Consider the following 21,287-nt stretch of genomic DNA (forward strand, 5'->3'; position numbering starts at 1 on the left):
GGTTACCCGAACAGGATTCTTTTATTACTGGAAAGCTCTACCATGGTGATTAACCCCAAACCTCTTTGATATAATGAACGTAAACAAATCTATTAGGGTGAAAAGATATGAAACTAGGAATGGAAAAAATCCCACATCATTGGATAGAAGAAATTATTAATCTTGCGGGTGAACGGATTGTTGTTGTTGATCGTGAGGGTACTATTCTTTATATCAATGCAGCTTATTGTGAATTTCTAGGCACCACTGTTGAAAAAGCTATAGGAAAGCCTGTTCAAGATGTAATTGAGAATTCAAGGATGCATATCGTCGCCAAAACCGGACAAAAAGAGCTGGCCGCCCTGCAGCCCATTAACGGAAGTGATATGATTGCAAACCGATATCCTCTTATCATTGATGGTGAACTAGTAGGAGCAGTCGGAACTGTGATGTTTCGCAATCCCGAGGATTGGATGGTATACAAAAATAAAATTCAGCATCTGGTTGAAGAAGTGAAATATTATAAAACAAAAGCTGAAAAAGATGTTAAGAGTAAATATTACTTCAGTAACCTAATTGGGAATAGTCCTTCCTTCACTGCAGTAAAAAAATTAGCTGAAAGAGTTTCCAGCAGTCAATCAGCCGTTTTATTACTTGGTGAATCTGGTACGGGTAAGGAATTGTTTGCTTCTGCCATTCACAATAACAGCACCCGTGCATCTTTCCCTTTCGTGCCAATAAATTGTGCGTCTATTCCGGAGCATTTACTTGAGTCGGAATTGTTTGGTTATGATGATGGCGCCTTTACTGGTGCCAAAAAGGGCGGAAAGAAAGGACATTTTCAAAGAGCCAATCGTGGAACTATTTTTCTTGATGAAATTGGTGATATGCCGCTTGCGATGCAAAGTAAGCTGCTAAGAGTCTTGCAGGAGCGTGAAATACTGCCAGTCGGCGGTCAAAAGTCAATTGCAGTGGACGTTCGCATCATTGCAGCTACACATCGGAATTTAGAGAAAATGGTGGAAGAAGGAACATTTCGTCAAGATTTATATTACCGGTTAAATGTGATTAAAATAGAAATTCCCCCACTTAGAGAGCGTAATGGCGATGTCGAGTTAATAGCCATTAATTTATTAGAAAAATTAGAAAGAAAATTCTATCGTAAAGGTATTAAGCTATCTGCTGAAGTAGTAGAGAGACTCAATCAGCATAAATGGCAAGGGAATATTCGAGAGCTCGAGAATGTTCTTGAGAGGTCTATCAATGTTTTAGACGGAGATACAATAGAATTAGCGCATCTTCCATTATATTTACGAGATTATGAGGCAGTAATTATTCCTGAAAAGTCAAATGAGAATGAGTCAGTAAACATTGCTGACATGCCTGTTCAGTCGTTAAAAGAAACACTTGCACAAGTGGAAAAACAAGCAATCTTAAATGCCCTTTCCGTTACCAATGGAAATAAGCAGGAAGCGGCAAGGTTACTTGAAATAGGAAAAACTAGATTTTACGAGAAATGCAAAATACATGATATTTATTGAATTTGAAGGCAGCTTCCAAAGCGGAAGCTGTTCTTTTTTTATACCCACAAAAAAATATGTAAAGATTATTGCCAATGTGGTCAAAAAAGTGTTTAAACAAATAAAAATTTTTCTATTAAAATATAGGAACATGTAGTAACAAGGGGGAGAAAACCAGTTATGGAATCAACTGATTGGATGGGAAAATTATTAGGTATTTGCCAATGGATTACCCGACTAGCTTATATTAACCTCTTATGGCTGTTTTTTATGAGCGTTGGTTTGTTTGTTTTCGGGGCTGCTCCTTCTACAGCAGCCATGTTCACAATCATGCGTAAATGGATAAAGGGAGAAACTGATTTACTATAAGGTATTGGCAACGCCAAACTCTCAAAAACAGCAAACATTACGTCTGAGTGGACTATCAGAAGATAAAGCATATGTATTGGATGGGCGAACCTATTATGGCGATGAGCTAATGCAAGTGGGACTTCAGCTTCCAACAGAGTTTAACGGAGTAAACTTGAAATCGTCGAAACGAAGAGGCGACTTCCAATCTAACATATTTTATTTAAAATGTACGAATGAAAATGTGAACTAAGCTCGTAAAAAAGCAGTGTGTATAGGTATACACTGCTTTTTATTTTTTTTAGTAAAACTTTTAGTAAAAACTAATAGATTTCTTTTACTGAATGGATTAAACTAAACATATAGCATAAATAGTTGGAGGGACGACAATGAATATCACAAAGTTAACTAATGCATTCAGAGAAATATTTGACACCCAGCCCGAGCGAGCATTCTTTGCTCCAGGGAGAATTAATTTGATTGGCGAACATACGGATTACAACGGTGGTCATGTTTTTCCATGTGCAATTACATATGGTACATATGCGGTCGCAAGGAAAAGAGAGGACAATTTAATCAGGCTTTACTCGGTAAACTTTCCGGATAAGGGAATCATCGAATTTGACTTGACACAGTTGGATTATGAAAAAAAACATAATTGGGCTAATTATCCGAAGGGGATGATCCGTTACATTAAGGAGGCTGGATTTGTTATTCCATCTGGATTTGAGTGCTTAATTGAAGGGAATATTCCAAATGGTGCCGGGCTCTCCTCTTCAGCATCCATAGAGTTATTAACAGGAGTGTTGCTGAACGGAATATTTGAATTAGGAATTCCTCGCCTTGATATGATTAAGCTTGGTAAAAAAGTTGAAAATGAGTTCATTGGTGTCAACAGTGGTATTATGGACCAGTTTGCCATCGGAATGGGTAAAAAGGATGCAGGGATTTTACTGGATTGCCAAACATTAAAATATGAATACGCACCGATTCAGCTTGAGGGCTACAAAATATTAATTATGAACACGAACAAACGCAGGGAGCTGGCAGATTCGAAATATAATGAGCGCCGGGGAGAATGTGAAGAAGCATTATCTCAGCTCCAGCAAAAACTTCCGATTGAAGCGCTTGGACAGCTTACCGAAGCGGAGTTTGATGAAAATCAAACCTTAATAGCTAATGAAACCGTCCGTAAGCGTGCAAAGCATGCTGTCTATGAAAATAGGAGAACGCTAAAAGCCCTTCAAGAACTAAAGGCAGGGAACCTAGAGGCGTTTGGGCAGCTTATGAATCAATCACACATCTCGTTACGAGACGATTATGAAGTAACAGGAGTCGAACTTGATAGTTTAGTAGATGCAGCATGGAACCAGCCAGGGGTCATAGGTGCTCGTATGACCGGAGCGGGATTCGGGGGCTGCGCGATTGCAGTTGTTGAAAATGAAGAGGTTGAGAGCTTTATAGCCAATGTTGGTGCAGTTTATCAGGGCAAAATTGGCTATCAAGCAGATTTCTATGTTGCAAGTATTGGTGATGGTGCAAAAGAAATCCAAATGGAGGCGTTTGAATGAGTATACTAGTTTTAGGCGGAGCGGGTTATGTTGGTTCGCATGCCGTTTACCAGTTAATTGATCAGGGTTCTGAAGTTGTGGTTATTGATAATTTGCAAACAGGTCATCGCGACGCAATACATCACAAGGCTCAATTCTATAAAGGTGATATCCGCAGCCGTGAGTTTATGCGTTCAGTTTTTGAAAAAGAAAACATTGAAGCAATTCTCCATTTTGCAGCCAACTCTCTTGTAGGTGAATCAATGACGGAGCCCCTAAAATACTTTGATAACAATGTGTACGGGACACAAATTGTCCTCGAAATGATGAAGGAATATAACGTTAAGCACATCGTCTTTTCATCGACAGCAGCAGTATATGGCGAACAGAAGGTGATGCCGATTAAGGAAAATGCGGCAACAGTACCGACAAACACCTATGGTGAAACAAAGCTCACGATGGAAAAAATGATTGCCTGGTGTGAAATGGCATTCGATATTAACTATGTATCGCTCCGTTATTTTAACGTCGCCTCAGCAAGGAGTGATGGGCAGATTGGCGAGGACCATAATCCTGAAACCCACTTGATTCCTGTTGTATTGGAAGCTGCTTTAGGAAAAAGACCAGCTGTGACGGTCTTTGGACAAGATTATGATACTACAGACGGGACCTGTGTTCGTGATTATATCCATGTTGAGGATTTGATTGATGCTCACCTTCTAGCACTCGCGTTTTTGCAAAATGGCGGAGAGAGTAATGTTTTCAATCTTGGAAGCAGCAAGGGGTTTTCAGTAAAAGAAATTATCGAGACGGCAAAAGAAGTAACGGGGATTGATATTCCTGTCCAATTCGGCGAGCGTCGTGCTGGGGACCCTAGTACATTAATTGCTTCATCAGAAAAAGCCAGAAGTGTGCTGGGCTGGAATCCAACAAGGACCTCAATTCAACGAATCATTAGCGACGCATGGAACTGGCATCAACATCATCCAAATGGATATGAGAGGTGAAGGGTATGATCAATCAACGAATCCAACAATTAATTAATCAAGCCATTGCAGCTCAATTAATCGAGCCTGAGGATGAAATCTATTCCCGCAATCAAATTCTCTCACTCTTACATTTAATCGATTTTAAGGAATGTGAGGTAGAGCGTGATTTAGAGATACCTGATTTACTTGAGCAGATTGTTGAGTACGCTTGTGAACAAGGTATTATTGAGGATATTTTTGATGAAAAAGAGATTTTTTCAAGTAAGATCATGAACTGCTTTATGGCACGTCCATCAACCGTTAATCAGATATTTTACGATAAGTATAATCAGAATCCACAAGCAGCCACAGAGTACTTTTATGAGTTAAGCAAAAATAGCAACTATATTCAGATGAAGCGAATTCGTAATAATATCGAGTATAAGGTTAGTACGGGATATGGTGAACTTGATATTACCATTAATTTATCAAAGCCAGAAAAGGATCCTAGAAGTATTGAACGCGAACGTGCTGTAGAAAAAACAGATTATCCTAAATGCTTGCTTTGTGTTGAAAATGAAGGCTATGCGGGAAGAATAGGTCACCCTGCACGGTCTAATCACCGTATGATTAGGTTAAACCTTTTAGAAAAGAAGTGGCTATTACAATATTCACCCTACGTGTATTACAATGAACATTGTATTGTTTTGTCAGAGCAACATACGGATATGAAAATTTCACCAGTCACGTTCCAGCGGTTATTGAGTTTTGTTGAGCAGTTTCCCCATTATTTTGTCGGGTCTAATGCTGATTTACCGATTGTCGGTGGTTCAATCCTGTCACATGATCATTATCAAGGTGGTCATTATGACTTTGCGATGGCAAAAGCAGAGGATGATTGGACATTTGAATTAGCAGAGTTCCCTAATGTAGTTGGTTCCGTCGTCAAATGGCCAATGTCTGTCATACGATTGCGTTCAGTAGAAATTAGACAACTTGTCGAAGCTGGAGAGCATATTCTATCTAAATGGAAAAGTTACAGTGACGAAACAGTAGGAATCCGTGCAAAAACGGGCGATATCCCTCACAATACGATTACACCGATTGCACGCAAAAACCAGGAATTCTATGAATTAGATTTAGTCCTTCGGAACAACCGGACGAGCGAGGAACATCCACTTGGAATATTTCACCCTCATCAAGATGTTCATCATATTAAGAGGGAAAACATCGGGCTAATCGAAGTAATGGGGCTGGCCGTTTTGCCGGCACGATTAAAAAATGAACTTGAAGAAGTTGAAAATTTCATTCTTGGAAAAACAGATTTAGTTGCAGATTATCATAGGGAATGGGCTAAAAGCCTAAAAGCAGCCTATCAATCTGTTGTAACACCGTCAAATGTTGAAGCACTAGTTAGAGAAGAGACAGGGAAAAAGTTTTTAAAGACATTAGAAGATGCAGGTGTTTTTAAGCGAAATGAAGAAGGCAAAGCAGGGTTCAACCGCTTTATCTTGTCACTATCATAAATCCTTAAGCTTATGGCATGGAGAAAGGCGGAATGGCTCATATTTTTTGAGATGAAGTAATGGAGTGGTAAATAAATGAAAATAATAGATAAATTATTCGGTCATTATAATGATGAGTCTGTGATTGAGTATACACTTGTTAATGATTCAGGGATGTCCGTTTCATGTCTGAATTACGGGTGTACCATTACAAAAATCTTGGTCCCTGACCGCAATGGAAAGATTGAAAATGTCGTGCTTGGTTTTGAAAACTTTGGTGATTACCTTGATTTGTCTCCGTATTTTGGATCAGTTGTCGGACGGGTGGCCGGAAGAATTAAGCATGCAGAGTTTGAGCTAGATGGAGAAGTATACCGGCTAACAGCGAATGAGGTTCCTAACCATCTGCATGGCGGTAAGAAGGGTTTTAATTCAGTTATTTGGAAAACGGAATGTATTGAAGCTGAGAATGCAGTTGGATTGAAATTTTTCTATCACAGCCCAAATGGAGAAGAAGGCTATCCAGGAAATTTGGATACGACGATTATCTATTTATTAAATAATCAAAATGAGCTTAGCATTACTTATGAAGCCCGTACGGATCAAAAAACAATTGTTAATTTAACCAATCATTCTTATTTTAATTTAAGCGGAGATTTAAAAAGAGATTGTTCTGAGCACATTCTTCAATTAGAAAGTGAACGCTTTTTAGAGCTTGGATTAGATAAGATACCTACCGGAAAAATGATTGATTCTAGCAATACGCCTTTTGATTTTAAGCATGGCCATTTGTTGAAGTCAGGAATGAAATCCTCCCATCCGCAAAATGTACTGGCTGGCAATGGTTACGACCACCCGCTTCTTTTTACAAAAAAGGGAGAAAATACAGTGGTGTTAAGTGAAAAAGAAAGTGGAAGAACATTGTTAGTTACGACCGATCAACCCTGCGTGGTTCTTTATACGGGGAATCATTTAGAAGGTCCTTATTCCATATCTGGTGTTCGAGCGAGGAACCACTTGGGTGTGTGCCTTGAAACGCAAGGGCTGCCTGATGCCATTAACCAGCCTAATTTTCCATCGATCGTTTTAAACCCAAAGGAAGTATACAGTGCTACAACAAAGTATCGTTTTTTTTCTAATACAATAGGAGTTTGATAAATGGCTACGATAAAGGATATTGCAGAATTAGCAGGAGTTTCGATCGCAACGGTATCCCGAGTATTGAATTATGATAGTACCTTATCTGTTGGTGATGAAACAAAAAAGAGAATATTTGAGGTGGCGGAGCAGCTTTCTTATAAAAAGAAACCAGCTAGGAAACTAGAGACAGGGAAAATAGCGCTTTTACAGTGGTATACAGAAAAGGAAGAACTAGAAGATTTATATTATATGTCGATTCGTTTGGGTGTCGAAAATCAATCCAGACAAATGGGCTTTTCTGTTTCAAAGTACTTTCAAGACAATTACGAGGATTTAAAACAGGGTGAAATCCAAGGTCTTATTGCAATTGGAAAATTTAGTGATAAGCAAATCCAAGATATGATCTCCATCACAAATAATATTGTTTTTGTGGATACCACTCCTGATGAAGAACAGTTTGACTCGATTGTGATTGATTTTGAAAAAGCCACTAAAAAAGTCATCGATCATTATTTGGAGCACGGTCATGAGAATATTGGTTATATTGGCGGCAGAGAGGTCTTCAAAGATAAAACATCGACCATCGAGGACCCTAGAGAGGTGACTTTCAAATCCTATTTAGCAGAGAAAGGGCTTTTGAATGAAGCGTTAATGTACGTAGGACAATTCTCCGTTGCTGATGGACATTCACTTATGAAAAAGGCGATTCGCGAACAGGGAGAAAACTTGCCGACAGCTTTTTTTGCAGCAAATGATTCTCTGGCAGTTGGCGCCCTTAGAGCATTATTGGAGGAAGGGATTTCCGTTCCGGGTCGTGTAAACATCATTGGGGTGAACGACATCAGCATCTCCAAATATGTCTTTCCATCATTAAGCACCGTCAAAGTCTATACCGAACTAATGGGAGAAACAGCTGTCAACACCCTGGCAGAAAGAATAGAAGGCAGAAAAACAGCCAAAAAAATCACCATCTCCACCGAACTCATCATAAGAGACAGCAGCTCCTAAAAAAAACATCACATAAAACACAAATGTCCACCTCAGGCGGACATTTGTGTTTTTATGGTGACAGGCACCACTATTTATATTGTCGGATTTTGGTGTTTTACGTATAATATTTGTTATCTAATCTGATAGGACAATGGAGTTGTTTTATGAAAAGGCTTTCTTTGCTGGCGTATGTGGTTGGGGGTTTGTTTTTTCTTGTGAGCTTTGCTTTTTCGGTTTTTTATGGTTATAAGGTCCTAACTCATGATTTATCTGCAGAAGGTAGAACAGTAGAAAAGTATAACTATCATTTTGTGCTGGTTACGGAAGAACTCGACAATGCGTATTGGCGGCTTGTAGAGAAAGGGGCACAGACGGCAGCAAATGAGTATGGTGTTTTCTTGGAGTATTCGGGTCCTAAGCAAGCTGATATTGAGGAGCATTTGAAAACGATTGAAATGGCATTCGCTTCAAAAGTGGATGGAATCTTGACTCAAGGCTTGAGTGACGAGCAATTTACTCCGCTCATTAATAGAGTGGTAGAGAAACTCCCTGTGATTACAGTTGATACAGATGCTGCCAATAGTAACCGTATGGCCTATATCGGAACGGACAATTATTATTCGGGTTATTTGGCAGGTAAGGCTTTGATCGCAGATACAAAGGGACAAGCCAATGTTGCCATCATTACAGGAAACTTTTATGCTAACCATCAGCTGCAGCGTGTAGAGGGTTTTAAAGATGCAGTAAAAGCCGAAACAGGAATAAAGATTATCACTGTAGAAGAATCTGGAATAAGCAGAGTCCGAGCAGCAGAAAAGGCATACAAAATTTTACAGGATCACCCCGAGGTCAATGCATTTTTTGGGACCAGTGCCCTTGATGGAATTGGAATTGCACAAGTGGTAGATAAGGTTATTAAGCCAGGTCCCGTGTATATTATCGGATTTGATACCTTACCTGAGACACTTGAGTACCTTCGAAAAGGTACCATCAATGCAACCGTAGTACAGGAGCCGTACGAAATGGGATATCGTGCGGTAAAAATGATGATTGATCTGATTGAAGGAAAAAAGGTTCCTCCCGTTGTTCATACGGATACTCGAATTATGAGAGCAGAAGATTTACCTGAAAATAATCAGGACGAGTGGGAGGCTTACCGATAATGTTATTTCGAATCCGATCAAAATTACTGCTGTATTTCATTATCCTTGTCGTATTGTTAACTTCCGTGGGGTTATTTTTTTATAAAAGTTGTGAAAACCTGGTAAATGAATATGATGACAGTTTTGAACGATTTCTTTTGTTAAATGATATCTCTCAAAGAACTAATCTGATAACTGAAAAACTACAGGGGTATCTAGTAGATAAGGAAATCTCCTACTTAAAAGATTTTAACAGGGAAAAGGCCAAGTTGCTGAATGACCAAAGGCTTATTCTGAAAAAAATGAATTCTAATGATATAACGGTAATTAATTATAAAAATATGATAGACAGCTACCTAGAGGAATGTGATGAAACTGTCGCTGCCTTTCATAGAGACGATATTAACGACTACTCAACCCATTTTAATGAAGTTCTAAAAATTGCAGGTTTCCTTCAGGAAAGTACACTTGAACTTTTAAATAATAAACTTACAGACTATCAAAATTTTTATGATCAAATGGATAGGCAAATTCATTATTATAAATTATTGTCACTTTCCCTTTTTTCTGCGGCTTTTTTCCTTAGTACATTGATTGCTCTTTGGATCTCTGGGGGAATTACTAAACCAATTACGCTGCTTTCACAGGCGGCTAAGCAAATTTCAAAAGGTAATCTTTCAGGAGACGATATTCAAATAACGACCAAAGATGAATTAAAGCTATTAACAGAAACCTTTAATCAAATGCGTTCAAATCTACGGCAATTAGTAAAAGAGATTAAACAAAAGTCGGAACTAGATAAACTTTTAAAAGAATTAGAGTTAAGGAGTCTTCAAAATCAAATCAATCCACATTTTCTATTCAATACTTTGAATACGGTTTCAAAGATGGCTTACCTTGAGGAAGCGGAGGATACTTCAAGATTAATTGAATCTGTGGCAGCTTTACTACGATACAACCTAGGCGATTTAAATAAAGCAGTAACACTTCGGGATGAAGTTTCCATTGTTAAGGAATATTTTTTCATCCAACAAACAAGGTTCGGGGATCGGATAGAATTTTTTACAGAAATAAACGAGGAATGTTTAGATATTGAAATACCTAGTTTAACGATGCAGCCAATAATCGAAAATGCCTTCATTCATGGAGTGGAATCATATGAAGAAAATGCAGAGATCCGACTCCATATATATAAACATAATGACAGAATAAATGTGGAAATTGCGGATAATGGTGAAGGAATGGATGAAATCACTCAAAATAGATTGCTCAATTATATGAAAGGCACAGAAATGGAAGAGTCCTTTCAACCTGACAAATCAAATGGTCACTCAACAGGGATCGGAGTAAAAAATGTGATTCGAAGGCTCCAGCTTTTTTACAACCGAATGGACATTATTGAAATCGAATCAGAGTTGGGCAAGGGAACGAAGTTTAGATTGACGATACCTGACGCGGCAAAAGGGGGAAGTGAGCTTGTTGAAAATACTAATTGTGGATGATGAAGTTCTAGAACGAAAAGCATTGACAAAAATGATTAACAGCTCGTTTGGGAACGTAACGGTAATCGGAGAAGCCCCGAATGGAAGAAAAGCGATAGAAATGGCCAGAGAACATAAGCCTGATATCATTTTTATGGATATAAAAATGCCTGGAATTGATGGTGTTCAAGCGGTTAAGGAAATTAAAAAAAGCGACCCTGGTATTCGAATTATCATGGTGTCTGCTTTTAATACGTTCGAATATGCCAAAGAGGTTATGCAGCAGGGAGTTAAAGAGTACATCTTAAAACCTAGCAGGAAACAAGACATTTTTGACAGCTTACTACGGGTTTCTTCTGAAATTATAGAGGAACGCAAACAGATAGAAGAACAGAAGAGCTTAAAAGAAAACCTGGAACGTGCTGTTTCAATTGCCCAAAAAGAATGGGTATCATCACTCATTTTGAACCAAGTTCAGGATATTACGTTTGATGAATGGAGTCAGCTGTTAGGGGTCGAAATTACCTCTGGTTATATTATGATTCTTTCCCTCTTGCCGCTGGAAAAGGACGATTTCCAACTGAATGATAAGCAAAACTGGTATAGGTGGCTAAAGAATTTTTTTAAATCCGACTTTAAAAATCAGGAAGTATTGATGGGACCTATGACGGAAACCCAGGTACCTGTTTTGTTCTTATGCAAACAGACACCAGAAACAGTACATTTTAAGACGCTTGCACAGGGAGTGATTGACCATCTGCTTGCCCAATTCCAAAAGAGTCATATAAATGCAGAATTAAGAATAGGGGTGGGTCTTCCATATAGTCATGGACATGAGTTTAATAAGTCCTATCATGAAGCAGTATCCGCACTAAATCTGCTCTTGAAAACGCCTAATCGAAAATATTTATTTGCCAGTAAACAAGGTGCAGCAGAATTACCAACAGCATCAGATGTTCGAGAAGTTGAGAAAAAACTACTAGATGCTGTACGTCAAGGAGATCTAAATCAGGTCATGTTTATTTTTGATTCGTTTTCAGCAAAGCTTGCAGTCAACGATGGTTTAAAAGCTCCTATGGTAAAAAAGTCATTTGATGAATTGTTCATCCTTATTTCGAGAATGCTTCATGACTTAGGAATTCATTATGAAAAATCCTTAGAAATCAAAGAATCAAAGGATACTAGTGATATGTTTGATATGTGCAAATCCCATTTACTGTCCGTCGTTCAGCATATTCAAGTTTGGAGAAACAGTCATGCCAAGGGAATGCTACATAAGGCAAAGGAATATATTGAAAACCATTATGCGGATTCCATTACGTTGGAACAGGTTGCAGACTATGTGGAACTAAGTCCCTTTTATTTAAGTAAATTATTTAAAGAACGATTTGGGATGACCTTTATTGATTATGTAACTGAAATAAGGATCAAGCAGGCAAAAATAGAAATGATTGATGCTTCAAAGAGCTTAAAGGAAATATGCTATTCTGTCGGCTATAAAGATCCGAATTATTTTAGCCGTGTGTTTAAAAAACAGACAGGCTTATCACCGACCGAATTTCGCAGGGAAACAGTAAGTTAATAGAAATAAATTTTTTAAGACTGATTCGTAAATGGATCGGTCTTTTTTCTGTGTACAAAAATGTCTAGAAAATCGCAAATATGTGCTATAGGTTAGAACTATTGAACGAAAACTCCCGATGCTAACATAGTTGTAAGGGCTTTCGAATAGGTGAAGGTAAGCGGAGTTTACCAGAGTCTTTACTAACTAGCAAAAGGAGAAGGATGACATGTTTAAAAAGAAAAAAGGGTTAGTTCTATCATTAACAGTTGCGTCTAGCATTCTATTAGCAACTGGCTGTGGAGGTACAACGAGCAGTTCTGGAGATTCTGGAAAAGACAAGGACGGCGACCTTCCAGCAGTAGGTGCTACCATTTATAAATTTGATGACAACTTCATGTCTTATGTTCGTCGTGCTATGGAGACGGCTGCAGAAGGAAAAGTGAACCTAATGCTGAATGACTCTCAAAATGACCAAGCAAAACAGGTTGAACAAGTCGACACCCTTATTGCAAAAGGAGCAAAATCGCTTGCAATCAACCTTGTAGACCCTAAAGCAGCACAAACGATTATTGATAAAGCTAAAGTGAAGGATATTACGGTTATCTTCTTTAACAAAGAGCCAGACGCAAGTGTATTAAAAGGCTATGAAAAAGCTTACTATGTTGGAACCACTTCATCCGAATCAGGTGTAATCCAAGGTGAATTAATTGCCAAGGCTTGGGAAGCAAATAAAGATAAGTATGATAAAAACGGTGATGGCAAGCTTCAATATGTTCTATTAAAAGGTGAACCAGGTCACCCAGATGCTGAAGCTCGTACGAAGTTTGCTGTTGATACAGTAAAGGAAAAAGGAATTGAAGTAGAAGAATTAGCTTTAGATACTGGTATGTGGGACGCGACAAAAGCAACCGAAAAAATGGATGCTTGGATTGCAAAATACAATGAAGATATCGAATTTGTTATTGCAAATAACGATGGTATGGCGTTAGGTGCGATTGCTTCTCTTGAAAAAGCAGGATATTTCTCTGGTGACAAATTTATGCCGGTTGTAGGGGTAGACGCGATTCCAGAAGCTCTTGAAATGATTGAAAAAGGAAAAATGGTTGGTACAGTCTTGAACGACGCAAAAAACCAAGGTGCAGCAACCGTTCAACTAACTGCAAATGCTGCGAACGGTAAGGATGTATTAGACGGAACTGAATGGAAGCTAGACGATAAAAAAGCAGTTCGTGTTCCTTATGTTGAAATCACAAAAGACAATATCCAAGTTGGTAAAGACGCTTATAAATAGAAAAGCGGAAGCGCCTTGCACAGGGGCGACAGGCATAAGACGAGCCGGCAGAAAGGTTGTTCTTTAACCTTTTTGACGGATTGGCTTATGACCCCGAGCCCCTAGGCGCTGTAGCTAGACAAGTAAGAAAAGCGGAAGCGCCTTGGACAGGGAAAAATGCAGTTCAATTTTTCCTAGGGGCGACAGGCATAAGACGAGCCGGCGAGAAGGTTGCACTTTAACCTTCTTGGCGGATTGCCGAAACTAGACAAGCTTATGACCCCGAGCCCCTAGGCCCTGGAGCCAGACAGTAAGCAAGGTGGAAGCGCCAAGTCCAGGGATGACCCCTATGGCGCTCTTCGAACGAAGGAAAAGGATGATATTCTTTTCCTTCGTTCGGGGCAATGTTTCAAGGTTTCATTTGAAGCAGGACTGATAAAATCAAAATCTTACTATATAAAAACGCACGTTAAATGGTTAGGCAAGGAGGTTTAAGCATGTCAGAGGCTAGTTCGACCAATTTACTTGAAATGATTAATTTAACAAAAAGATTTCCTGGCGTAATCGCTCTTAATAACGTTTCCCTAAAAGTGAAGGCAGGGACAGTACATGCCTTAATGGGTGAGAATGGTGCAGGAAAATCAACCTTAATGAAGTGCTTATTCGGGATATATTCCATGGATGAAGGAAAAATCCTGTTGGACGGGAAAGAGGTTTCATTTGCGAATTCAAAGCAAGCACTTGAAAATGGAGTTTCGATGGTCCATCAGGAACTTAACCAAGTCCGTCAGCAAAATGTTATGGATAATATCTGGCTTGGAAGATATCCGAAAAAAGGCATCTTTATTGATGAAAAGAAAATGTATGAAGATACTGCCGCCATTTTTAAAAGCCTAGATATTAATATTGATCCACGCAGCAAGGTAGGTACCTTATCTGTTTCTGAGATGCAGATGGTGGAAATTGCAAAAGCTGTATCGTATCATTCCAAATTGATTGTAATGGACGAGCCAACTTCCTCCCTTACAGAAAAAGAAGTAAATCATTTATTTACGATCATTAAAAAATTGCAAAGTGAAAACGTAGCGATTATCTATATTTCACACAAGATGGAAGAAATTTTAAAAATCTCTGACGAAGTGACAATCATGCGTGATGGTCAGTATATTGCAACGAAAAGTGCGAAGGAATTAACGACAGATGAAATCATTAAGCTAATGGTTGGCCGTGACTTATCACAGCGTTTCCCAGCAAAAATCAATCAACCCGGAGAAGTAACCCTTAAAGTTAAGGATTTAACTGCCGAAACAGAAGGCTCATTTTCTAATATCAACTTTGATTTAAGAAAAGGGGAAATATTAGGTGTTGCCGGTTTGGTCGGTTCCAAACGTACAGAGGTTATGGAAGCACTGTTTGGTATAAGAGGACTGAAATCAGGAAGTATTGAATTAAATGGAAAAGTCGTTCAAAATCATTCGCCGCAGCATGCCATAAAAAATGGCTTTGCGCTAGTGACGGAAGAGAGAAGGACAACAGGAATTTACCCTGAACTGAGTATCAGCTTCAACTCCATTATTGCCAACCTGCCTCAGTATCGAAAAGGGTTGTTTCTATCAGAAAGTAAAGTCCATGATGATACGAAATGGGTTATCGATTCTATGAAAGTAAAGACGCCATCGCAAAAAACTTCAATCGGCAGCTTATCAGGTGGTAACCAGCAGAAAGTAATTATTGGACGCTGGCTGCTCACAAAACCGGAAGTTTTATTGTTGGACGAACCAACCAGGGGAATAGACGTTGGAGCAAAGTTTGAAATTTATCAGTTAATTAATGAATTAGCTGCCGAAGGCAAAGGGATTATCATGATTTCTTCTGAAATGCCTGAACTTCTTGGGGTAACAGATAGAATTTTAGTAATGAGTAATGGAAGAGCAGCTGGAATCGTAGATACGAAGACAACATCTCAAGAAGAGATCATGCGATTGGCAGCGTTGTATTAGGAGGAGATGTAAAATGAATACTCAGGCCACTAAAAGATCTAATATTACAAAATGGCTGTTCGATAATGTAATTTATGTTTTTTTAATTCTACTCGTCATTGGAATTGTGATTGCGTCTCCTGACTTTTTATCGATGACCAACTTAATTAATATCCTAAGTCAGTCATCATCAAGGATCATTATTGCGCTTGGTATTGCCGGTATCTTGATTTTAGGTGGGACGGACTTGTCAGCAGGACGAATGGTCGGACTTGCAGCGGTAGTTTCAGCTTCCTTACTGCAGGCTGGTGATTATGCGTATAAAATGTATCCGAATTTACCGGAATTACCTTTATTTGTTCCTATTATTATTGCAATGTTGGTAACGGGATTATTTGGGACATTAAACGGTTTTATTGTATCTAAGTTTCATGTACCTCCTTTTATCGCTACCTTAGGTATGATGATTGGTGTGTACGGAATTACGTCCATTTACTTTGACCGTCCTCCATATGGAGCTCAGCCGATTGGCGGATTAAGCGAGAGCTTTACAACATTTGCTCAAAAAGGAATTAAATTAGGTCAATATGAATTCCCATACCTGATTTTATATGCGATTGCATTTTCCATCATTATTTGGGTCGTTTGGAATAAAACACAGCTTGGGAAGAATATGTACGCAATTGGTGGAAATGCTGAAGCAGCAAAGGTTTCCGGCGTTAACGTTGCAAAAAATATTATTATCATTTACATGATTGCCGGACTATTATACGGATTCTCAGGTACATTAGAAGCGGGTCGTGTTGGTAGTGCAACCAACAATACTGGTAATATGTACGAGTTAGACGCTATCGCAGCCTGCGTAGTAGGTGGAGTTTCACTTTCAGGCGGTATTGGAACTGTACCGGGAGTTATAACAGGGGTTCTAATCTTCCAGGTTATCAACTATGGATTAGCTTTCCTTGGAGTAAGTCCATACATTCAATTCATTGTAAAAGGCGCGATCATTATCGTAGCAGTAGCCTTTGACATGAGAAAACATGCTAAGAAAAAATAATTATAGAGGGCATCCCATAGAGGGGTGCCTATTTGTTTTTCTTATAGCCTAAAGCAAATGCAGCGCATTCGTTACGCCCAGTTACTGGTCACGCCGACTTAGCGTTGCAGAGCCTTGCAAAAACATCATAGTATATGAAACGCGTTTCAGGTCAAGGGGGTTTTTAGCTTCATTCCATTTATGGAATGATATAGAATGGAATAAACAGTTGATGATTTATCATTATAAAGGTTGTGAATAGCATGTGTTTAATATTGTTTGCCTATAACGTACATCCAGAATATAAGCTTATGGTGGCTGCAAATCGGGATGAGTTTTATCGGAGGCCAACAGCACCTGCTCATTTTTGGGAGGATGATCCTGAAATCCTTGCAGGACGGGATTTAGAGAAAATGGGTACTTGGATGGGTGTTACTAAAACAGGACGGTTTGCTGCTCTGACCAATTATCGAGACCCTAAGGAAATAACCGACGGAAAACGTTCACGAGGGGAACTAGTGGCAGATGCCCTGCAGTACAAAGGAGAAATAAAGGATTATATGGAGAGTTTAGTAAGAAACAATGACTTGTATCCTGGATACAACTTATTGGCTGGCGATGGAAATGCGCTTTATTATTATTCAAATGTTGGTCAGGAGCTGATGAAGGTAACCCCAGGCATTTACGGTGTCAGCAATCATTTATTAAATACTGAATGGCCAAAAGTGCAAATGGGCAAAAATGGGTTAACAGAGATCATAAACAATAAACAGACGGATTTAGTAGAAGACCTATTAACTTTACTTCAAAAGACTGACCAAGCTCCGGATGAAAACCTTCCTAGAACTGGCGTTTCATTAGAATTGGAGAGAATGCTTTCGCCGATGTTTATCAAGAGTGAAGGATATGGAACGAGGAGTTCAACCGTTTTGTTGTTGTCTGAAAAAGAAATTCACTATGTGGAACGAGTTTCTGCTAAAGACGAGGTAAATACTCAAAAATATGTAATTGAATTCTAAGAAAAAACTAATCAAACGTTTGATTAGATCGGTTGGTAAACTAATCAAACGTTTGATTAATAGATTTCACGCAGGATAACTAAGGCTAGGATTCATTGGTATCTTTATCGGACTCCGCTCTTTTAACCCCTTTGCTGACATAGGGTTTAGCATTTTTTGCTTTTTTAGCACCAGCCTGCCACCGATTCCAGCCCTTCTTTCCCGTTCCTCTGCCTACTCCACTTTTCGCTTTTGCCTTGGGCATATAACCACTCCATCATGATTGAAGAAAGGCTGCTAGTGATTATTCTGAGCAAGGTAATTGGTCCTCGTTCTCAAAAAAACCTAACGCATATTTAATGCCCTCTTCAATTTCATTTGTATCATAACCTTGTAAATCCTCATGAGTAATTTCCAGGGTTGTTCTTGATAATGAATAGCCACTGTCTAAATTAATATCGAGCAGGACCTCAAACCCATTGGCCGTGTTCTTAATCTCAATAATATCATAATCAAGTATAGGTGCTCCCGTTTGGTACTCAAATGGTTCTAACTCTGACATTACCACACCTCCATATTTACTTCTAGTCCACATTCGAACATAGGTTATACAAAAATTGAAAAATATAAACATTTTTTTGCAGGAATCAGGTAGATAATCAATTTCGTTACAAACTATAAAACAAAGAAGTGAAATAAATTTATACTTTGTCTAATGACAGACTAGTTTCATTAGGTATAATTAATATTAACTGAATATTTACATAATAATAAAACAAGACTCCCAGTTTAACACCAATTAAAAGGAGTGATGAACATGCAGCGGCAAAAGCTTTTAATTAATGGAGAACGATTAAAAAATGAGCTTGAAAGGTTTGCTAACTTTGGCAGGACTGAGAATAATGGTGTAACACGGCTGGCATTATCAGAAGAGGATCGTTTAGCCAGAAATTTCTTCCAGTTATGCTGTGAGGAGTTAGGCTTAACCGTTAAGGTTGATGATATGGGCTGTATGTACGCGACACTAGAAGGTGCCGAGAATAAGCCTCCGATACTGATTGGTTCACACTTGGATTCGGTTAAAAAAGGCGGCAGGTTTGACGGTGTGCTAGGAGTGTTAGCTGGTTTAGAAGTAGTTCGAACACTTATAGAAAATAATATTAAACCTCAAATTCCGATAACACTTGTTAATTTTACGAATGAAGAGGGGGCGAGATTCGAGCCTTCGATGATGGCATCAGGGGTACTCTCAGGTAAATTTGATAAGAATGCCATGTTGAAAAAGAAAGACTCTGCGGGAATCACTTTTGAGGAAGCACTTAAATCGATTGGGTATGAGGGAAAAGCAGAGAATCGTCTAAAAGAGGGTGCTGCTTTCTTAGAATTGCATATTGAACAAGGTCCTATTCTTGAAAAAGAAGCCCTGTCAATTGGCGTCGTGGAATGTGTTGTCGGCATGGCATGCTATGATATTGAAATCACAGGTGAATCCGATCACGCCGGAACGACACCGATGAGTATGAGGAAAGATGCTCTATTTGCCGCCAATAACCTGATTAATGAGATTCGCAGGGTATTAGGTCAATTAGATGAAGAGTTGGTATTTACAATCGGCAGGGTAAATGTATATCCGAGTATTCATACCGTCATTCCGAATAAAGTTGTATTTTCCTTAGAAGCCAGACATAAAAATCCTGAGATTGTAAGGACCTTTAAAAGATTTGTTGAAAGTCTTCCAAACACAGGCTTAAACGAGGGCTGTGAGATAAAAACAACGAAATTATGGGAGCGGGATACTGTTTGGTTTGAACCAGAAATCATTAATCAACTAGAAAAGTCGGCACAATCGCTGGGATATACGAATAAAAGAATGGTCAGCGGTGCAGGTCACGATGCTCAATTTATAGCAAGCCTTGTACCTTCCGCGATGCTATTTGTTCCGAGCTTTAATGGAAAAAGCCATTGTGAAGAAGAACTGACTACATGGGAAGAATGTGAAAAAGGAGTAAACGTCCTATTAGATACTGTTTTAGCATTGTTATCGAAATAAAAGTTGAGACACCAGGTGATGGGCCTGGTGTCTCATTTTTATAAGAGTACATATTGATTCGATCCTTAAATGATTTCGAGGAATAATCCCTTTTCAAATCAACAGACAAATTTAACACAGCCTTTTTGATAAAAATGCGTTAAATGGAATATATCTGCGATAATCCATATATATCTGTATACCTAATTTCTCAACCGTAATTTAATGGAGTAATTTCCAGAAGAAATTGAAAAACTATTTAAAAAATTCTTTGCAGTTTAGGGTGGAATTTTGTATATTAATATAGTTAATATTATAACAACTTACTTAATTAATTCTTTATTATTCAATAATAGGTATTTTTTAAATGTTATTTGTTAAAATAAGGAAGCGTTTTCAGTTCTTCCTTACAATACAAGCGTTGGAGGTCTTCATGGAACGGAAATTACCATTAAAAGAAATCATAGCTTTAGGCTTTTTTATGTTTGCCTTATTTTTAGGGGCTGGAAATATAATTTTCCCGCCTTTACTTGGTCAGCAAGCTGGTGGATCACTATTATCAGCTATTATTGGGTTTTTAGTCACGGGTGTTGGGTTACCTGTTTTGGCTGTCTACACAATCGCAAAATCAAGCGGAAATTTAGATGACTTATCCAATAGAGTACACCCCGCATTCGGTAAGGTTTTTCCCGTTATCATTTATTTAACGCTTGGACCATTTTTCGGAATACCTCGAACCGGTACCGTAACCTATGAGATTGGCGTCGCTCCATTCCTTTCAAATGAAAGCAGCATGGGTTTATTTATTTCAACTTTCGTATTTTTCCTTATCACCTTTTGGCTGGCTCTCAATCCAGCAAAGCTAGTCGATCGTGTAGGAAAAGTCCTTACTCCTATTCTTCTATTATTAATCGCAATTATATCAATCAGAGGATTTGCTTCACCTATTGGCTCTATTGGTGAGGAAGCGGGAAAATACAGAGAGGGAGCATTTTTTGGCGGGTTTGTTGAAGGTTATTTAACGATGGACGCCATCGCAGCTCTTGTATTTGGAATTGTGGTGATTAATCGAGTTCAAGAAATGGGAATAAAATCAACATCCTTTATTCGCTCATATACCATTAAAGCAGGGATTATTGCAGGAATTGGGTTATCGTTTGTCTATATATCACTATCATATATTGGTGCCACCAGTGCGGAGGCAGTTGGTATGCAGGAAAACGGAGGGGCTATTCTCTCATCTGTTACCTCGCTTTTATTTGGTCCTATCGGGTCCATCATTCTTGCGTTGGTTATTACCGGAGCATGTTTAACCACTTCAGTAGGTTTAGTTGCGGCATGTGGTGAGTATCTAAGTCAACGATTTACTAGACTTTCTTACCCTGTTGTCGTTACCATTCTTTGTCTATTTAGTTTTACGATGGCAAATCTAGGATTAAGCCGATTAATAGCCGTTTCTATACCACTATTAATCATGATTTATCCGATTGTGATTGTGCTTATATTATTATCGCTGTTGCACTCCTATATACCGGTGACAAGGGCTGTTTATATAGGAGCAATTATGGGTGCTGGTCTTGTCAGTATCTATGATGGCTTAACGACAGCTGGTTTTGAAGTAGCCGCTATTACTTCTGTATTCGCTATGATACCATTTTACTCGAATGGATTAGGCTGGTTGATACCAGGTATTGTTGGAGGTCTCCTTGGGTTACTTTTTAAATCTGCAAAGCATTTAAACTGGGTTCCATCATCAAAATAAAGACTAGGCTAAGCCTAGTCTTTTAA

The 21,287-nt window shown here is 38.7% G+C and carries 19 protein-coding genes; 17 read left to right on the plus strand and 2 right to left on the minus strand.

Annotated features, from left to right (window positions below; genetic code table 11):
- The first annotated feature begins 107 nt into the window (after positions 1-107).
- The 15 genes from TR08_RS00860 (at position 108) to TR08_RS00930 (ending at position 17,491) form a co-directional block, all read left to right on the plus strand.
- On the plus strand, positions 108-1,520 hold the full coding sequence (locus tag TR08_RS00860) for a sigma-54 interaction domain-containing protein (protein WP_045514976.1): 1,413 nt from the start codon (positions 108-110) through the stop codon (positions 1,518-1,520).
- Between the two features lie 159 nt (positions 1,521-1,679).
- The gene (locus TR08_RS00865) at positions 1,680-1,868 is read left to right on the plus strand and encodes a DUF624 domain-containing protein (RefSeq protein ID WP_045514978.1); all 189 of its coding nucleotides are present in this window, start codon (positions 1,680-1,682) and stop codon (positions 1,866-1,868) included.
- A gap of 4 nt (positions 1,869-1,872) precedes the next feature.
- Positions 1,873-2,100 carry a GH36 C-terminal domain-containing protein gene (locus TR08_RS00870; protein WP_045514980.1) on the plus strand — a complete coding sequence of 76 codons (228 nt, stop codon included), beginning with the start codon at positions 1,873-1,875 and terminating at the stop codon, positions 2,098-2,100.
- 136 nt (positions 2,101-2,236) lie between these two features.
- Positions 2,237-3,418, plus strand: a complete 1,182-nt coding sequence (locus TR08_RS00875) for a galactokinase (RefSeq protein WP_045514982.1) — start codon at positions 2,237-2,239, stop codon at positions 3,416-3,418.
- A complete protein-coding gene (gene galE / locus TR08_RS00880) occupies positions 3,415-4,404 on the plus strand; it encodes a UDP-glucose 4-epimerase GalE (RefSeq protein ID WP_045514984.1) in 990 nt (329 codons plus the stop codon). Before TR08_RS00875 ends, galE begins: the two co-directional genes overlap by 4 nt.
- 5 nt (positions 4,405-4,409) lie before the next feature.
- Positions 4,410-5,891, plus strand: a complete 1,482-nt coding sequence (gene galT, locus TR08_RS00885) for a UDP-glucose--hexose-1-phosphate uridylyltransferase (protein WP_045514985.1) — start codon at positions 4,410-4,412, stop codon at positions 5,889-5,891.
- A gap of 75 nt (positions 5,892-5,966) precedes the next feature.
- Entirely contained in the window at positions 5,967-7,025 is a 1,059-nt protein-coding gene (locus tag TR08_RS00890) for an aldose epimerase family protein (protein WP_045514995.1), read from the plus strand.
- A gap of 3 nt (positions 7,026-7,028) precedes the next feature.
- On the plus strand, positions 7,029-8,018 hold the full coding sequence (locus TR08_RS00895) for a LacI family DNA-binding transcriptional regulator (RefSeq protein ID WP_045514998.1): 990 nt from the start codon (positions 7,029-7,031) through the stop codon (positions 8,016-8,018).
- Positions 8,019-8,164: 146 nt separating this feature from the next.
- Positions 8,165-9,163, plus strand: a complete 999-nt coding sequence (locus tag TR08_RS00900; RefSeq protein ID WP_045515000.1) for a sugar-binding protein — start codon at positions 8,165-8,167, stop codon at positions 9,161-9,163.
- Positions 9,163-10,644, plus strand: a complete 1,482-nt coding sequence (locus TR08_RS00905) for a sensor histidine kinase (RefSeq protein ID WP_045515002.1) — start codon at positions 9,163-9,165, stop codon at positions 10,642-10,644. Before TR08_RS00900 ends, TR08_RS00905 begins: the two co-directional genes overlap by 1 nt.
- Positions 10,613-12,205: a response regulator transcription factor gene (locus TR08_RS00910; RefSeq protein WP_238579047.1), complete on the plus strand. Its 1,593-nt coding sequence runs from the start codon at positions 10,613-10,615 to the stop codon at positions 12,203-12,205. Before TR08_RS00905 ends, TR08_RS00910 begins: the two co-directional genes overlap by 32 nt.
- Before the next feature lie 208 nt (positions 12,206-12,413).
- Positions 12,414-13,478: a galactose/glucose ABC transporter substrate-binding protein MglB gene (mglB, locus tag TR08_RS00915; protein ID WP_045515004.1), complete on the plus strand. Its 1,065-nt coding sequence runs from the start codon at positions 12,414-12,416 to the stop codon at positions 13,476-13,478.
- A gap of 476 nt (positions 13,479-13,954) precedes the next feature.
- A complete protein-coding gene (gene mglA / locus TR08_RS00920; RefSeq protein WP_152597309.1) occupies positions 13,955-15,457 on the plus strand; it encodes a galactose/methyl galactoside ABC transporter ATP-binding protein MglA in 1,503 nt (500 codons plus the stop codon).
- Between the two features lie 13 nt (positions 15,458-15,470).
- The gene (mglC, locus tag TR08_RS00925) at positions 15,471-16,493 is read left to right on the plus strand and encodes a galactose/methyl galactoside ABC transporter permease MglC (protein ID WP_045515006.1); all 1,023 of its coding nucleotides are present in this window, start codon (positions 15,471-15,473) and stop codon (positions 16,491-16,493) included.
- 242 nt (positions 16,494-16,735) lie between these two features.
- Positions 16,736-17,491 carry an NRDE family protein gene (locus tag TR08_RS00930; RefSeq protein ID WP_045515007.1) on the plus strand — a complete coding sequence of 252 codons (756 nt, stop codon included), beginning with the start codon at positions 16,736-16,738 and terminating at the stop codon, positions 17,489-17,491.
- Between the two features lie 85 nt (positions 17,492-17,576).
- Here the strand turns inward: TR08_RS00930 and TR08_RS30650 are convergent, their stop codons facing one another.
- Complete coding sequence (locus TR08_RS30650; RefSeq protein WP_081954308.1) at positions 17,577-17,735, minus strand: DUF3934 domain-containing protein; 159 nt, start codon at positions 17,733-17,735, stop codon at positions 17,577-17,579.
- 39 nt (positions 17,736-17,774) lie between these two features.
- Positions 17,775-18,032 (minus strand): hypothetical protein, encoded by a 258-nt coding sequence (locus tag TR08_RS00935; RefSeq protein WP_045515008.1) that lies wholly within the window; start codon positions 18,030-18,032, stop codon positions 17,775-17,777.
- 255 nt (positions 18,033-18,287) lie between these two features.
- Between TR08_RS00935 and TR08_RS00940 the strand changes: the two genes are divergently transcribed.
- Positions 18,288-19,520: a Zn-dependent hydrolase gene (locus TR08_RS00940; RefSeq protein WP_045515009.1), complete on the plus strand. Its 1,233-nt coding sequence runs from the start codon at positions 18,288-18,290 to the stop codon at positions 19,518-19,520.
- Positions 19,521-19,932: 412 nt separating this feature from the next.
- Positions 19,933-21,261: a branched-chain amino acid transport system II carrier protein gene (brnQ, locus tag TR08_RS00945; protein ID WP_045515010.1), complete on the plus strand. Its 1,329-nt coding sequence runs from the start codon at positions 19,933-19,935 to the stop codon at positions 21,259-21,261.
- Positions 21,262-21,287: the final 26 nt, after the last annotated feature.

Origin of the sequence: Neobacillus niacini (assembly GCF_000759675.1) — a bacterium.
Taxonomy (GTDB): Bacteria; Bacillota; Bacilli; order Bacillales; family Cytobacillaceae; genus Neobacillus; species Neobacillus niacini_A.

Bases quoted from the DNA above. Each gene is read 5' to 3' on its own strand.
- brnQ (WP_045515010.1), top strand. From the start codon at position 19,933: ATGGAACGGAAATTACCATTAAAAGAAATCATAGCTTTAGGCTTTTTT.
- TR08_RS00860 (WP_045514976.1), top strand. From the start codon at position 108: ATGAAACTAGGAATGGAAAAAATCCCACATCATTGGATAGAAGAAATT.
- TR08_RS00890 (WP_045514995.1), top strand. From the start codon at position 5,967: ATGAAAATAATAGATAAATTATTCGGTCATTATAATGATGAGTCTGTG.
- mglB (WP_045515004.1), top strand. From the start codon at position 12,414: ATGTTTAAAAAGAAAAAAGGGTTAGTTCTATCATTAACAGTTGCGTCT.
- mglC (WP_045515006.1), top strand. From the start codon at position 15,471: ATGAATACTCAGGCCACTAAAAGATCTAATATTACAAAATGGCTGTTC.
- TR08_RS00930 (WP_045515007.1), top strand. From the start codon at position 16,736: ATGTGTTTAATATTGTTTGCCTATAACGTACATCCAGAATATAAGCTT.
- mglA (WP_152597309.1), top strand. From the start codon at position 13,955: ATGTCAGAGGCTAGTTCGACCAATTTACTTGAAATGATTAATTTAACA.
- TR08_RS00900 (WP_045515000.1), top strand. From the start codon at position 8,165: ATGAAAAGGCTTTCTTTGCTGGCGTATGTGGTTGGGGGTTTGTTTTTT.
- galT (WP_045514985.1), top strand. From the start codon at position 4,410: ATGATCAATCAACGAATCCAACAATTAATTAATCAAGCCATTGCAGCT.
- TR08_RS30650 (WP_081954308.1), bottom strand. From the start codon at position 17,735: ATGCCCAAGGCAAAAGCGAAAAGTGGAGTAGGCAGAGGAACGGGAAAG.
- TR08_RS00905 (WP_045515002.1), top strand. From the start codon at position 9,163: ATGTTATTTCGAATCCGATCAAAATTACTGCTGTATTTCATTATCCTT.
- galE (WP_045514984.1), top strand. From the start codon at position 3,415: ATGAGTATACTAGTTTTAGGCGGAGCGGGTTATGTTGGTTCGCATGCC.
- TR08_RS00940 (WP_045515009.1), top strand. From the start codon at position 18,288: ATGCAGCGGCAAAAGCTTTTAATTAATGGAGAACGATTAAAAAATGAG.
- TR08_RS00865 (WP_045514978.1), top strand. From the start codon at position 1,680: ATGGAATCAACTGATTGGATGGGAAAATTATTAGGTATTTGCCAATGG.
- TR08_RS00895 (WP_045514998.1), top strand. From the start codon at position 7,029: ATGGCTACGATAAAGGATATTGCAGAATTAGCAGGAGTTTCGATCGCA.
- TR08_RS00935 (WP_045515008.1), bottom strand. From the start codon at position 18,032: ATGTCAGAGTTAGAACCATTTGAGTACCAAACGGGAGCACCTATACTT.
- TR08_RS00875 (WP_045514982.1), top strand. From the start codon at position 2,237: ATGAATATCACAAAGTTAACTAATGCATTCAGAGAAATATTTGACACC.